The 17,616-nt window shown below is 40.5% G+C and carries 2 protein-coding genes; both read right to left on the bottom strand.

What is annotated here, in order from left to right; all coding sequences use genetic code 11:
• Window positions 1-36: 36 nt before the first annotated feature.
• Complete coding sequence (locus ACMFBB_RS14605) at window positions 37-2,133, bottom strand: gliding motility-associated C-terminal domain-containing protein (RefSeq protein WP_435261489.1); 2,097 nt, start codon at window positions 2,131-2,133, stop codon at window positions 37-39.
• A complete protein-coding gene (locus tag ACMFBB_RS14600) occupies window positions 2,105-17,608 on the bottom strand; it encodes a PKD-like domain-containing protein (RefSeq protein ID WP_435261488.1) in 15,504 nt (5,167 codons plus the stop codon). The genes ACMFBB_RS14605 and ACMFBB_RS14600 overlap by 29 nt, the downstream gene beginning before the upstream one ends.
• Window positions 17,609-17,616 lie beyond the last annotated feature (8 nt).

The raw sequence follows: 17,616 nt of genomic DNA, 5'->3' as shown, positions 1-17,616 counted from the left end.
ACTATAATATTTTGTTCATTACTTACTAAATTTTGTTTAATCTTTATTAATATAGATCCATCCTCTTTTAACTTTATTTCCATTTCCTAAATCAAGAACATAGAAATACGTACCTGAAGGTAACTTATCTTCTACTTGAATATTTGCTCTTCCGTTAGAAGTACCATCCCAAGTGTTTTTGTATTGTTTTTTACTATACACTAAATTACCCCAGCGATTAAATATCTCTAATGTATTATTTGGATAATTCTCAATACAATTAATAATTAAAGTATCATTACTTCCATCATCATTAGGTGTAAATTCATTATAAACAATAACACAATCATCTACTCCTACTGCATCTCCAAAAACAGTGTTCTCTAAATCCGCACTATCTGAAATACCATCTCCATCACTATCTGTTCCACTATCTGGTAAAACTCCTGTTCCTCCACTATTTGGATCCGTTGGGTCTGTATCATTTACATCTGTATTTCCTGTATCTCCAAAGCCTGAATCATCCTCATCTACTTCATCTAAAATTCCATCACCATCACTATCTGGACCATCTACTATTCCATTTCCATCTTCATCATCATTACCACCTTCTGTTATATCATTGATACCATCATCATCACTATCTAAATCCTGATAATCCGGTACACCATCACCGTCCGTATCAACAGTATCACCTTCTCCTCCATTCCCTTCGCCAAAATTAGATGAATCTGAATCTACACTATCAGATATACCATCTTCATCACTATCCGATCCGCCAGTATCATTTGAATCGATAACACCATCATTATTCGTGTCTAAATCACCATTGCCATTCTCAATAACATCGTTTATTCCGTCATTATCACTATCTAAATCTTGATAATCTGGCACACCATCACCATCTGTATCTGGCTCCTCTTCAGTATCTACTGAACCATCTGCTTGTCCGTCATTATCCGAATCTACATATCCAGTGTCATTTGAATCGATTACGCCATCACCATTAGTATCTAAATCACCATTTCCGCCTTCATCTACATCTAAAATCCCATCATTATCACTATCTAAATCTAAACTATCTGGTATTCCATCACCGTCCGTATCACCTGTTCCTTCTGCACTATCGGGTATTCCATCATTATCATCATCGACATCTATGTTATCAGGTATTCCATCACCATCTGTATCTGTAAAATCTCCAAAGCCTGTATCATCTCCATCAACACTATCTGAAATACCATCTCCATCACTATCTGTTCCACTATCTGGTACTACTCCTGTTCCTCCACTATTTGGATCCGTTGGGTCTGTATCGTTTACATCGGTATTTCCTGTATCTCCAAACCCTGAATCATCCTCATCTACTTCATCTAAAATTCCATCACCATCACTATCTGGACCATCTACCAATCCATTTCCATCTTCATCATCATTACCGCCTTCTGTTATATCATTGATACCATCATCATCACTATCTAAATCCTGATAATCCGGAACACCATCACCATCTGTATCAACAGTATCACCTTCTCCTCCATTGCCTTCGCCAAAATTAGATGAATCTGAATCTACACTATCGGATATACCATCTTCATCACTATCCGATCCGCCAGTATCATTTGAATCGATAACACCATCATTATTCGTGTCTAAATCACCATTGCCGTTCTCAATAACATCATTTATTCCGTCATTATCACTATCTAAATCTTGATAATCTGGCACACCATCACCATCAGTATCTGGCTCCTCTTCTGTATCTACTGAATCATCTGCTTGTCCGTCATTATCCGAATCTACATATCCAGTGTCATTTGAATCGATTACGCCATCACCATTAGTATCTAAATCACCATTTCCGCCTTCATCTACATCTAAAATCCCATCATTATCACTATCTAAATCTAAACTATCTGGTATTCCATCACCATCCGTATCACCTGTTCCCTCTGCACTATCCGGTATTCCATCATTATCATCATCAACATCTATATTATCAGGTATTCCATCACCATCTGTATCTATAAAATCTCCAAATGCTGTATCATCTCCATCAACACTATCTGAAATTCCATCCCCATCACTATCTGTTCCACTATCTGGTACTACTCCTGTTCCTCCACTATTTGGATTCCGTTGGATCTGTATCATTTACATCTGTATTTCCTGTATCTCCAAAACCTGAATCATCCTCATCTACTTCATCTAAAATTCCATCACCATCACTATCTGGACCATCTACCAATCCATTTCCATCTTCATCATCATTACCGCCTTCTGTTATATCATTGATACCATCATCATCACTATCTAAATCCTGATAATCTGGAACACCATCACCATCAGTATCAACAGTATCACCTTCTCCTCCATTGCCTTCGCCAAAATTAGACGAATCTGAATCTACACTATCGGATATACCATCTTCATCGCTATCCGACCCGCCAGTATCATTTGAATCGATAACACCATCATTATTCGTGTCTAAATCACCATTACCATTCTCAATAACATCGTTTATTCCATCATTATCACTATCTAAATCTTGATAATCTGGCACACCATCGCCATCAGTATCTGGCTCCTCTTCTGTATCTACTGAATCATCTGCTTGTCCATCATTATCTGAATCTACATACCCAGTGTCATTTGAATCGATTACGCCATCGCCATTAGTATCTAAATCACCATTTCCGCCTTCATCTACATCTAAAATCCCATCATTATCACTATCTAAATCTAAACTATCTGGTATTCCATCGCCATCTGTATCACCTGTTCCCTCTGCACTATCCGGTATTCCATCATTGTCATCATCGACATCTGTATCATTTGGAATACCATCGCCATCACTATCTGCTAAAACAATAACTGTATAAGTATATGGATTTCCTACACATCCATTAGACGTTCGAGGAGTAATAGTATAAACAACAACTTGATTAGTATTAGAATTATTTATCAATACGTCAGTTATAGTATTATTAGTTGTAGTAAATAAATTAATCCCTAAAACTTCAGGATTATTAGATCCAATCCATTCAAACGATGCTCCACTAACAAAAATACCTGAACTTATATTATAAGATAAAGTTTCTCCACTTGTTATTGTAATCGATGGATTAATAACTACAAAATCCTGTGGGTCAATAGTAACCGTATAGGTATACGCGTCACCTGTACAGACATTACCACTGGTAGGAGTAATTGTATAGATAACCGTTTGCACGCTGTTACTTGTATTTACTAGCCTATCGGTAATACTTGTAGCAGTAGAAGCCGAAGTAGTTTCTCCTGTGACATTAGCATTATCCGCAGCTACCCAACTAAAGGTAGTTCCTGGGACGGTAGTATCTCCTGTTAGATCGTGATTTAAAGTCGCATTATTACAAATATGAGCCGTAGGATCCGTCGCTACAAAATCCTGTGGGTCAATAGTAACCGTATAGGTATACGCATCACCTGTACAGAAATTACCACTGGTAGGGGTAATCGTATAGATAACCGTTTGCACGCTGTTACTTGTATTTACTAGCGTATCGGTAATACTTGTAGCAGTAGAAGCCGAAGTAGTTTCTCCTGTGACATTAGCATTATCCCCAGCTACCCAACTAAAGGTAGTTCCTGGGACGGTAGTATCTCCTGTTAAATCGTGATTTAAAGTCGCATTATTACAAATATGAGCCGTTGGATCCGTCGCTACAAAATCCTGTGGATTAATAGTTACCGTATAGGTATACGCATCCCCTGCACAGGCATTACCACTGGTAGGAGTAATCGTATAGATAACCGTTTGCACGCTGTTACTTGTATTTACTAGCGTATCGGTAATACTTGTAGCAGTAGAAGCCGAAGTAGTTTCTCCTGTGACATTAGCATTATCCGCAGCTACCCAACTAAAGGTAGTTCCTGGGACGGTAGTATCTCCTGTTAGATCGTGACTTAAAGTCGCATTGTTACAAATATGAGCCGTTGGATCGGTCACTACAAAATCCTGTGGGTCAATAGTAACCGTATAGGTATACGCATCCCCTGTACAGGCATTACCACTGGTAGGGGTAATCGTATAGATAACCGTTTGCACGCTGTTACTTGTATTTACTAGCGTATCGGTAATACTTGTAGCAGTAGAAGCCGAAGTAGTTTCTCCTGTGACATTAGCATTATCCGCAGCTACCCAACTAAAGGTAGTTCCTGGGACGGTAGTATCTCCTGTTAGATCGTGATTTAAAGTCGCATTGTTACAAATATGAACCGTTGGATCCATCGCTACAAAATCCTGAGGATCGATAGTAACCGTATAGGTATACGCATCCCCTGTACAAGCATTACCACTGGTAGGAGTAATCGTATAGATAACCGTTTGCACGCTGTTACTTGTATTTACTAGCGTATCGGTAATACTTGTAGCAGTAGAAGCCGAAGTAGTTTCTCCTGTGACATTAGCATTATCCGCAGCTACCCAACTAAAGGTAGTTCCTGGGACGGTAGTATCTCCTGTTAGATCGTGATTTAAAGTCGCATTGTTACAAATATGAGCCGTAGGATCCGTCCCTACAAAATCCTGTGGGTCAATAGTAACCGCATAGGTATACGCATCCCCTGTACAGACATTACCACTGGTAGGGGTAATCGTATAGATAACCGTTTGCACGCTGTTACTTGTATTTACTAGCGTATCGGTAATACTTGTAGCAGTAGAAGCCGAAGTAGTTTCTCCTGTGACATTAGCATTATCCGTAGCCACCCAGCTAAAGGTAGTTCCTGGGACGGTAGTATCTCCTGTTAGATCGTGATTTAAAGTCGCATTGTTACAAATATGAGCCGTAGGATCGGTCACTACAAAATCCTGTGGATCAATAGTAACCGTATAGGTATACGCATCCCCTGTACAGGCATTACCACTGGTAGGAGTAATTGTATAGATAACCGTTTGCACGCTGTTACTTGTATTTACTAGCGTATCGGTAATACTTGTAGCAGTAGAAGCCGAAGTAGTTTCTCCTGTGACATTAGCATTATCCGTAGCTACCCAGCTAAAGGTAGTTCCTGGGACGGTAGTATCTCCTGTTAAATCGTGATTTAAAGTCGCATTATTACAAATATGAGCCGTAGGATCTGTCACTACAAAATCCTGTGGATCAATAGTAACTGTATAGGTATACGCATCCCCTGTACAGGCATTACCACTGGTAGGAGTAATTGTATAGGTTACCGTTTGCACGCTGTTACTTGTATTTACTAGCGTATCGGTAATACTTGTAGCAGTAGAAGCCGAAGTAGTTTCTCCTGTGACATTAGCATTATCCGCAGCTACCCAACTAAAGGTAGTTCCTGGGACGGTAGTATCTCCTGTTAAATCGTGATTTAAAGTCGCATTGTTACAAATATGAGCCGTAGGATCGGTCACTACAAAATCCTGTGGGTCAACAGTAACCGTATAGGTATACGCATCCCCTGTACAGGCATTACCACTGGTAGGGGTAATTGTATAGATAACCGTTTGCACGCTGTTACTTGTATTTACTAGCGTATCAGTAATACTTGTAGCAGTAGAAGCCGAAGTAGTTTCTCCTGTGACATTAACATTATCCGCAGCTACCCAACTAAAGGTAGTTCCTGGGACGGTAGTATCTCCTGTTAGATCGTGATTTAAAGTCGCATTGTTACAAATATGAGCCATAGGATCCGTCGCTACAAAATACTGAGGATCAATAGTAACTGTATAGGTATACGCATCCCCTGTACAAGCATTACCACTGGTAGGAGTAATCGTATAGATAACCGTTTGCACGCTGTTACTTGTATTTACTAGTGTATCGGTAATACTTGTAGCAGTAGAAGCCGAAGTAGTTTCTCCTGTGACATTAGCATTATCCGCAGCTACCCAACTAAAGGTAGTTCCTGGGACGGTAGTATCTCCTGTTAGATCGTGATTTAAAGTCGCATTGTTACAAATATGAACCGTTGGATCCGTCGCTACAAAATCCTGTGGGTCAATAGTAACCGTATAGGTATACGCATCCCCTGTACAGGCATTACCACTGGTAGGGGTAATTGTATAGATAACCGTTTGCACGCTGTTACTTGTATTTACTAGCGTATCGGTAATACTTGTAACAGTAGAAGCCGAAGTAGTTTCTCCTGTGACATTAGCATTATCCGTAGCCACCCAGCTAAAGGTAGTTCCTGGGACGGTAGTATCTCCTGTTAGATCGTGATTTAAAGTCGCATTATTACAAATATGAGCCGTAGGATCGGTCGCTACAAAATCCTGAGGATCGATAGTAACCGTATAGGTATACGCATCCCCTGTACAGAAATTACCACTAGTAGGGGTAATTGTATAGGTTACCGTTTGCACGCTGTTACTTGTATTTACTAGCGTATCGGTAATACTTGTAGCAGTAGAAGCCGTAGTAGTTTCTCCTGTGACATTAGCATTATCCGCAGCTACCCAACTAAAGGTAATTCCTGGGACGGTAGTATCTCCTGTTAGATCGTGATTTAAAGTCGCATTATTACAAATATGAGCCGTAGGATTTGTTGCTACAAAATCCTGTGGGTCAATAGTAACCGTATAGGTATACGCATCCCCTGTACAGGCATTACCACTGGTAGGGGTAATCGTATAGATAACCGTTTGCACGCTGTTACTTGTATTTACTAGCGTATCGGTAATACTTGTAGCAGTAGAAGCCGAAGTAGTTTCTCCTGTGACATTAGCATTATCCGCAGCTACCCAACTAAAGGTAGTTCCTGGGACGGTAGTATCTCCTGTTAGATCGTGATTTAAAGTCGCATTATTACAAATATGAGCCGTAGGATCGGTCACTACAAAATCCTGTGGGTCAATAGTAACCGTATAGGTATACGCATCCCCTGTACAGGCATTACCACTGGTAGGGGTAATCGTATAGATAACCGTTTGCACGCTGTTACTTGTATTTACTAGCGTATCGGTAATACTTGTAGCAGTAGAAGCCGAAGTAGTTTCTCCTGTGACATTAGCATTATCCGCAGCTACCCAACTAAAGGTAGTTCCTGGGACGGTAGTATCTCCTGTTAGATCGTGATTTAAAGTCGCATTATTACAAATATGAGCCGTAGGATCCGTCGCTACAAAATCCTGTGGGTCAATAGTAACCGTATAGGTATACGCATCCCCTGTACAGGCATTACCACTGGTAGGGGTAATCGTATAGATAACCGTTTGCACGCTGTTACTTGTATTTACTAGCGTATCGGTAATACTTGTAGCAGTAGAAGCCGAAGTCGTTTCTCCTGTGACATTAGCATTATCCGCAGCTACCCAACTAAAGGTAATTCCTGGGACGGTAGTATCTACTGTTAGATCGTGATTTAAAGTCGCATTGTTACAAATATGAACCGTTGGATCCGTCGCTACAAAATCCTGTGGGTCAACAGTAACCGTATAGGTATACGCATCCCCTGTACAGGCATTACCACTGGTAGGAGTAATTGTATAGGTTACCGTTTGCACGCTGTTACTTGTATTTACTAGCGTATCGGTAATACTTGTAGCAGTAGAAGCCGAAGTAGTTTCTCCTGTGACATTAGCATTATCCGCAGCTACCCAACTAAAGGTAGTTCCTGGGACGGTAGTATCTCCTGTTAGATCGTGATTTAAAGTCGCATTGTTACAAATATGAGCCGTAGGATCGGTCACTACAAAATCCTGTGGGTCAATAGTAACCGTATAGGTATACGCATCCCCTGTACAGGCATTACCACTGGTAGGGGTAATCGTATAGATAACCGTTTGCACGCTGTTACTTGTATTTACTAGCGTATCGGTAATACTTGTAGCAGTAGAAGCCGAAGTAGTTTCTCCTGTGACATTAGCATTATCCGCAGCTACCCAACTAAAGGTAGTTCCTGGGACGGTAGTATCTCCTGTTAGATCGTGATTTAAAGTCGCATTATTACAAATATGAGCCGTAGGATCCGTCGCTACAAAATCCTGTGGGTCAATAGTAACCGTATAGGTATACGCATCCCCTGTACAGGCATTACCACTGGTAGGGGTAATCGTATAGATAACCGTTTGCACGCTGTTACTTGTATTTACTAGCGTATCGGTAATACTTGTAGCAGTAGAAGCCGAAGTAGTTTCTCCTGTGACATTAGCATTATCCGCAGCTACCCAACTAAAGGTAGTTCCTGGGACGGTAGTATCTCCTGTTAAATCGTGATTTAAAGTCGCATTGTTACAAATATGAACCGTTGGATCCGTCGCTACAAAATCCTGCGGATCAATAGTAACCGTATAGGTATACGCATCCCCTGTACAGGCATTACCACTGGTAGGAGTAATTGTATAGATAACCGTTTGCACGCTGTTACTTGTATTTACTAGCGTATCGGTAATACTTGTAGCAGTAGAAGCCGAAGTAGTTTCTCCTGTGACATTAGCATTATCTGCAGCCACCCAACTAAAGGTAGTTCCTGGGACGGTAGTATCTCCTGTTAGATCGTGATTTAAAGTCGCATTGTTACAAATATGAGCCGTAGGATCGGTCACTACAAAATCCTGCGGATCAATAGTTACCGTATAGGTATACGCATCCCCTGTACAAGCATTACCACTGGTAGGGGTAATTGTATAGGTTACCGTTTGCACGCTGTTACTTGTATTTACTAGCGTATCGGTAATACTTGTAGTAGTAGAAGCGGTAGTCGTTTCTCCTGTGACATTAGCATTATCCGCAGCTACCCAACTAAAGGTAGTTCCTGGGACGGTAGTATCTCCTGTTAGATCGTGATTTAAAGTCGCATTATTACAAATATGAGCCGTAGGATCCGTCGCTACAAAATCCTGTGGGTCAATAGTAACTGTATAGGTATACGCATCCCCTGTACAAGCATTGCCACTAGTAGGAGTAATCGTATAGATAACCGTTTGCACGCTGTTACTTGTATTTACTAGCGTATCGGTAATACTTGTAGCAGTAGAAGCCGAAGTAGTTTCTCCTGTGACATTAGCATTATCCGCAGCTACCCAACTAAAGGTAGTTCCTGGGACGGTAGTATCTCCTGTTAGATCGTGATTTAAAGTCGCATTGTTACAAATATGAGCCGTAGGATCGGTCACTACAAAATCCTGTGGGTCAATAGTAACCGTATAGGTATACGCATCCCCTGTACAAGCATTACCACTGGTAGGGGTAATCGTATAGATAACCGTTTGCACGCTGTTACTTGTATTTACTAGCGTATCGGTAATACTTGTAGCAGTAGAAGCCGAAGTAGTTTCTCCTGTGACATTAGCATTATCCGCAGCTACCCAACTAAAGGTAGTTCCTGGGACGGTAGTATCTCCTGTTAGATCGTGACTTAAAGTCGCATTATTACAAATATGAGCCGTAGGATCGGTCACTACAAAATCCTGTGGGTCAATAGTAACCGTATAGGTATACGCATCCCCTGTACAAGCATTACCACTGGTAGGGGTAATTGTATAGGTTACCGTTTGCACGCTGTTACTTGTATTTACTAGCGTATCGGTAATACTTGTAGTAGTAGAAGCGGTAGTCGTTTCTCCCGTGACATTAGCATTATCCGCAGCTACCCAACTAAAGGTAGTTCCTAGGACGGTAGTATCTCCTGTTAGATCGTGATTTAAAGTCGCATTATTACAAATATGAGCCGTAGGATCCGTCGCTACAAAATCCTGTGGGTCAATAGTAACTGTATAGGTATACGCATCCCCTGTACAAGCATTGCCACTAGTAGGAGTAATCGTATAGATAACCGTTTGCACGCTGTTACTTGTATTTACTAGCGTATCGGTAATACTTGTAGCAGTAGAAGCCGAAGTAGTTTCTCCTGTGACATTAGCATTATCCGCAGCTACCCAGCTAAAGGTAATTCCTGGGACGGTAGTATCTCCTGTTAGATCGTGATTTAAAGTCGCATTATTACAAATATGAGCCGTAGGATCGGTCACTACAAAATCCTGTGGGTCAATAGTAACCGTATAGGTATACGCATCCCCTGTACAGGCATTACCACTGGTAGGGGTAATTGTATAGATAACCGTTTGCACGCTGTTACTTGTATTTACTAGCGTATCGGTAATACTTGTAGCAGTAGAAGCCGAAGTAGTTTCTCCTGTGACATTAGCATTATCCGCAGCTACCCAGCTAAAGGTAGTTCCTGGGACGGTAGTATCTCCTGTTAGATCGTGATTTAAAGTCGCATTGTTACAAATATGAGCCGTTGGATCCGTCGCTACAAAATCCTGTGGGTCAATAGTAACCGTATAGGTATACGCATCCCCTGTACAGGCATTACCACTGGTAGGGGTAATCGTATAGATAACCGTTTGCACGCTGTTACTTGTATTTACTAGTGTATCGGTAATACTTGTAGCAGTAGAAGCCGAAGTAGTTTCTCCTGTGACATTAGCATTATCCGCAGCTACCCAGCTAAAGGTAGTTCCTGGGACGGTAGTATCTCCTGTTAGATCGTGATTTAAAGTCGCATTGTTACAAATATGAGCCGTAGGATCCGTCGCTACAAAATCCTGAGGGTCAATAGTTACCGTATAGGTATACGCATCCCCTGTACAGGCATTGCCACTGGTAGGAGTAATCGTATAGATAACCGTTTGCACGCTGTTACTTGTATTTACTAGTGTATCGGTAATACTTGTAGCAGTAGAAGCAGTAGTAGTTTCTCCTGTGACATTAGCATTATCCGCAGCTACCCAACTAAAGGTAGTTCCTGGGACGGTAGTATCTCCTGTTAGATCGTGATTTAAAGTCGCATTATTACAAATATGAGCCGTAGGATCCGTCGCTACAAAATCCTGCGGATCAATAGTAACCGTATAGGTATACGCATCCCCTGTACAGGCATTACCACTGGTAGGAGTAATTGTATAGATAACCGTTTGCACGCTGTTACTTGTATTTACTAGCGTATCGGTAATACTTGTAGCAGTAGAAGCCGAAGTAGTTTCTCCTGTGACATTAGCATTATCCGCAGCTACCCAACTAAAGGTAATTCCTGGGACGGTAGTATCTACTGTTAGATCGTGATTTAAAGTCGCATTGTTACAAATATGAGCCGTAGGATCGGTCACTACAAAATCCTGTGGGTCAATAGTAACCGTATAGGTATACGCATCCCCTGTACAGGCATTACCACTGGTAGGGGTAATCGTATAGGTTACCGTTTGCACGCTGTTACTTGTATTTACTAGCGTATCGGTAATACTTGTAGCAGTAGAAGCCGAAGTAGTTTCTCCTGTGACATTAGCATTATCCGCAGCTACCCAACTAAAGGTAATTCCTGGGACGGTAGTATCTCCTGTTAGATCGTGATTTAAAGTCGCATTGTTACAAATATGAGCCGTAGGATCGGTCACTACAAAATCCTGTGGGTCAATAGTAACCGTATAGGTATACGCATCCCCTGTACAGGCATTACCACTGGTAGGGGTAATCGTATAGGTTACCGTTTGCACGCTGTTACTTGTATTTACTAGTGTATCGGTAATACTTGTAGCAGTAGAAGCAGTAGTAGTTTCTCCTGTGACATTAGCATTATCCGCAGCTACCCAACTAAAGGTAGTTCCTGGGACGGTAGTATCTCCTGTTAAATCGTGATTTAAAGTCGCATTATTACAAATATGAGCCGTAGGGTCCGTCGCTACAAAATCCTGTGGGTCAATAGTAACCGTATAGGTATACGCATCCCCTGTACAGGCATTACCACTGGTAGGGGTAATCGTATAGATAACCGTTTGCACGCTGTTACTTGTATTTACTAGCGTATCGGTAATACTTGTAGCAGTAGAAGCCGAAGTAGTTTCTCCTGTGACATTAGCATTATCCGCAGCTACCCAACTAAAGGTAGTTCCTGGGACGGTAGTATCTCCTGTTAAATCGTGATTTAAAGTCGCATTGTTACAAATATGAGCCGTAGGATCCGTCGCTACAAAATCCTGTGGGTCAACAGTAACCGTATAGGTATACGCATCCCCTGTACAGGCATTACCACTGGTAGGGGTAATCGTATAGATAACCGTTTGCACGCTGTTACTTGTATTTACTAGCGTATCGGTAATACTTGTAGCAGTAGAAGCCGAAGTCGTTTCTCCTGTGACATTAACATTATCCGCAGCTACCCAACTAAAGGTAGTTCCTGGGACGGTAGTATCTCCTGTTAAATCGTGATTTAAAGTCGCATTGTTACAAATATGAACCGTTGGATCCGTCGCTACAAAATCCTGTGGGTCAACAGTAACCGTATAGGTATACGCATCCCCTGTACAGGCATTACCACTGGTAGGGGTAATCGTATAGATAACCGTTTGCACGCTGTTACTTGTATTTACTAGTGTATCGGTAATACTTGTAGCAGTAGAAGCAGTAGTAGTTTCTCCTGTGACATTAGCATTATCCGCAGCTACCCAACTAAAGGTAGTTCCTGGGACGGTAGTATCTCCTGTTAGATCGTGATTTAAAGTCGCATTATTACAAATATGAGCCGTAGGATCCGTCGCTACAAAATCCTGCGGATCAATAGTAACCGTATAGGTATACGCATCCCCTGTACAGGCATTACCACTGGTAGGAGTAATTGTATAGGTTACCGTTTGCACGCTGTTACTTGTATTTACTAGCGTATCGGTAATACTTGTAGCAGTAGAAGCAGTAGTAGTTTCTCCTGTGACATTAGCATTATCCGCAGCTACCCAACTAAAGGTAGTTCCTGGGACGGTAGTATCTCCTGTTAAATCGTGATTTAAAGTCGCATTATTACAAATATGAGCCGTAGGATCGGTCACTACAAAATCCTGTGGGTCAATAGTAACCGTATAGGTATACGCATCCCCTGTACAGGCATTACCACTGGTAGGGGTAATCGTATAGGTTACCGTTTGCACGCTGTTACTTGTATTTACTAGCGTATCGGTAATACTTGTAGCAGTAGAAGCCGAAGTAGTTTCTCCTGTGACATTAGCATTATCCGCAGCTACCCAACTAAAGGTAATTCCTGGGACGGTAGTATCTCCTGTTAGATCGTGATTTAAAGTCGCATTGTTACAAATATGAGCCGTAGGATCGGTCACTACAAAATCCTGTGGGTCAATAGTAACCGTATAGGTATACGCATCCCCTGTACAGGCATTACCACTGGTAGGGGTAATCGTATAGATAACCGTTTGCACGCTGTTACTTGTATTTACTAGCGTATCGGTAATACTTGTAGCAGTAGAAGCCGAAGTAGTTTCTCCTGTGACATTAGCATTATCCGCAGCTACCCAACTAAAGGTAGTTCCTGGGACGGTAGTATCTCCTGTTAGATCGTGATTTAAAGTCGCATTGTTACAAATATGAGCCGTAGGATCCGTCGCTACAAAATCCTGCGGATCAATAGTAACCGTATAGGTATACGCATCCCCTGTACAGGCATTACCACTGGTAGGAGTAATTGTATAGGTTACCGTTTGCACGCTGTTACTTGTATTTACTAGCGTATCGGTAATACTTGTAGCAGTAGAAGCAGTAGTCGTTTCTCCTGTGACATTAGCATTATCCGCAGCTACCCAACTAAAGGTAATTCCTGGGACGGTAGTATCTCCTGTTAGATCGTGATTTAAAGTCGCATTGTTACAAATATGAGCCGTAGGATCCGTTGCTACTGTCGGTAATGGATTTACAGAAATCTTAACTGAATTACTAATTGCTGTACAAGCCACTCCTGACAAAGTAGAGGTAACAATTCTTTGATACCACGTATCTGCAGTCAATGCTCCTGCATCATAAGTCGCATTAATTGCACCTACTATATTAGTAAAACTTGTTCCGTCTGTACTACTTTGCCATTGATACGTCAATATTCCGTCACCCATTGAAGCTGTGGTCTCTGTAAAAGCAATTGGATCATCACCACTACAAATCGTTTGGTCCGTCGCTATGACTCCTGCACTTATATCGTTCACCGTAAGAGTTACCTCTTCCGAATAATCTATACAGGGACATAATCCCGTCGATAAGGTAGCTTTCAATCTATATCTTCGTCCAGAATAATTTGCTGGTGGATTGGTTATTGTTAGTGTTGATGTATTTGAATTACTGTATATGCTATTGTCACTAACCTTACTCCAGATTCCTGATGAAGTTTCCTCTTCCCACTCTATAGAAGTTACCTCGGAAGATACTTGGGATGTAAAGTTAACTACCTCTGTTGTACAAGATACTTGATCGGTTGGTTGTGTTGTTATCATTGATGAATAACTTTCTCCGTATTTATTACTCAAATACTCAATCACTCTAAATGTTTCACAATCCGTAAGTAACCTGTTATACACAATAAACTCAGCTAAATAAAAACTTCCAAAACCACCATCTCCATCAAAACCTATCCTTAATGTGCTTTGCTGATTAGAGGCTTGTGTATTATCCGTAAACGTTCTTACAACTTGTGAACCAAATCTAACTAACGACCCATTAACAGGACCACTATTTACACCTCCACTAACTTCACCATCATAAACTACTGATAGTAATTTGGTATCACCAATGGTAGCGCCCCCAGTAATTAATGCATAATCATGTCCAGGACCTAATCCAACAATACCATCCTCCGGACCACCAAAGCTATTATAATTCATATAAAAAAACCTATCCCAAGTACCATTGTCAACTCCCCAAATACCATTTGTAGTACCTGATGTAGGTTTTGGTTTGTAAACTACAAATATCGATACATCAGGATTCGTTATAGGTCTAATATCTAAACCTGAAACTTCATATACATCTCCATTGGAACCTGAGTCTCTAGTAAAAGACATAACCGAATTTCCATTGATCGAATTCGTTGTATCATACATTGCTGGTCCTTGACCTGTGAGTACCGTAGCATTATTACTTTCAGGGGATTTATCTACCCACGTATTGATTGTACTACCATTAGAGGGAGGTATACCTGTTCCATTAGGATCACTACTCTCTAACCATAAGACGTTATTTTCTATAACTGTTGGATTCGTTATAGAAGATTCTACTATGCTTACGGTAACCTTTAGTTCATTACTATACGCTTCACACGATACACCATTTAATACTGAAATTGTTTTTCTACGATACCAAGTAGTTTGTGTTAAAATATCTGGGTCATATAGATTAGATGTTGCTCCCGATATATCATTAAACGAAACACCATCAATACTACTTTCCCATTGATAACTAAGAGTTCCGCTTCCTATAGAAGTTGCTGATTCTGAGAATGCATTCGGATTATCCCCGCTACAAATTGTTTGATTTCCTGCAATAGCTCCTCCTGCCACATTATTAATTGTTAGAAGTACTTCCGAAGTAAACACACTAGCACAGACATTTTTCGTACTGGTAACTACCAGTCTATATTTATTCGAAGAAACTCCAAATAACGGATTCGTTAATGTTAAGCTAGACGTTGTAGCGTTGCTGTAAATTCCTCCATTGGTTATATCATTCCATGGACCAGAACCTGTAACCTGTTCTTGCCATTGGTATACTAAATCGGTTGTACTTGCGGTGCTTCCACTATAATTTGGTATGGTTGCTGGTGCAGTACCTGTAAATGTTGTTGTACTCAAAGAAGAAGCTACTCCTGTAAAAGTCACATCCGTTCCTAAACAAATCGTAGCATCACTTGGATCGTTATCAATCTGTAGAACAACAGCTTCTATTTCATTACCTGTTGCACCATCATAACCTCCAGTCCCCCCTGTAACTTGCCCAACACTATCGTAACCTGTTCCATCTAATATTCCATCTTGATTCGAATCTATCCCTCCAGATTCTATAACATCGTTACAACCATCATTATCGCTATCTAAGTCGAGTCTATTCGGTATACCATCCTGATCAAAATCTGGATCACACACAGGGAGTCCAGCAATAAATGCCCCTTGACCTAGATATACTTGATGTGTATCTGGTTTTATTCTAGTTGGTGCTGCTCTGTCAAAACGAAATTGTGAAACTGATTTATTGCTAGCATATATTGCTGATATAATTCCTTTCGGAACTGCTCCTGCAAATGTTAATAAAACTCTACCATCTGCTAGTAATATCCACATTGCAGAATTATTACCTGAAAACGTACTAAAATCTACTGTTCGATGTTCGATACCATCACTATCAATGGAAAAAAGTTTAACACGCGATGCAGGATGAGAATCCCCTTCATTTCCCGAAAAAGTATTCCATTTTTGACAAATTGACCCATCTACTTCAAAATTATTTTCCGTTATGCGATCATTAGATGGACTGTCCCAAGCCGTCAACAGTGAAGTTCCAACCACATTCCATACTCCCCCTAATGAAGGATCTGCAAAAGATGAATTTTCTAATATGAAATAAAAACCCTCGTGGCTATCTGTCCATCCAGGGTTTATTGGTGATACAGTTAATCCGTCACTTGTACATACCGCCATTTCAATAGTATCTAAAATACCATCGTTATCATCATCTAAATCACAATCATTATTAATACCATCTCCATCAGGATCATTTGTTGATGGTGTACCTAGTGTTGTACCAAAGGTACATGGATCAATAACAGTTAATTCTGCTTCATTTTCTATAGTAACACAGAGATTATCTGGGTGTGTTACGATTAATTTATAGGTCTTTCCGTTTAGGCCTGTAACATCCGAAATCTCTAAAGTATTTGTAGCTGATCCTGAATAAATACTATTGTCTGAAATATCTATTCCATCTACTTGCCATTTATAAATAAGACCACTTGAAATATCAATTGCTGAGGCATCAGTGTAATTAGGTAGCGTATTTGGAGGTACTCCAGAAAAGATATTTGTACTTGTTGCTGAAGAAGCAATAATTGAAAAAGTTGTAGCCTCTCCAACATTAACTGTTTGATCGATTAAATTTGTGGCATCTACAATAACCCTTGTAGCAGTATATACATAACCACTTAAACCCTGCCCTTGATCTCCCCCTATATCAGCAAGGCCTGAGTTATTAACTAAATTAGGTACCCCATTTGAATCACTTCCTCCATGGGTTGAAATATCTATATTACCTTCACTAGTAAGTTGGTCAAACTGGACATTTTCATCACCCTCAACAGCATCAAAACATCCATCATTATCAGAATCTACATCCATATGGTTTGGAATCAAATCTAAATCATTATCATAAACATCAGGTATTCCATCTCCATTAGCATCTGTATAATTTGTAATAGAGCCATCTCCTGTGAAATTATTATCAAAGATATCCTGCCAATTTAAAATACCATCTCCATCTTCATCACCGTCTGGATCATTTCCATTAGATTCTATTGCATCTAAAATTCCATCATCATCATCATCTTTATCATATATATCTGGTAATCCATCTCCATCTTCATCACTACAATTTAAAACACTACTATAATCCGTGCCTAACATGTAGAAGTATGTAAAGTCCACAGTTTCACCACTTGCTAGACTTCCTATATTAAAAGCAATTGAAATAGCCTTATCATGTGTTGCTGAAGCACCTTCCATGTTAGATAAACTAGTTCCATTCCAAATACCGGAAGGGCTTCTATTAGAAAAGCCTCCAAATGTTACTCTTGCCTTTTCATCAGAAGCCATCAGATGAA

Source organism: Tenacibaculum sp. nBUS_03, assembly GCF_051201695.1.
Taxonomy (GTDB): Bacteria; Bacteroidota; Bacteroidia; order Flavobacteriales; family Flavobacteriaceae; genus Polaribacter.
The sequence above is the reverse complement of the archived record's forward strand: the minus strand, read 5'-3'. Positions and strand labels throughout refer to the sequence as shown.

Bases quoted from the DNA above. Each gene is read 5' to 3' on its own strand.
- ACMFBB_RS14605 (WP_435261489.1), bottom strand. From the start codon at position 2,133: ATGATACAGATCCAACGGAATCCAAATAGTGGAGGAACAGGAGTAGTA.
- ACMFBB_RS14600 (WP_435261488.1), bottom strand. From the start codon at position 17,608: ATGGCTTCTGATGAAAAGGCAAGAGTAACATTTGGAGGCTTTTCTAAT.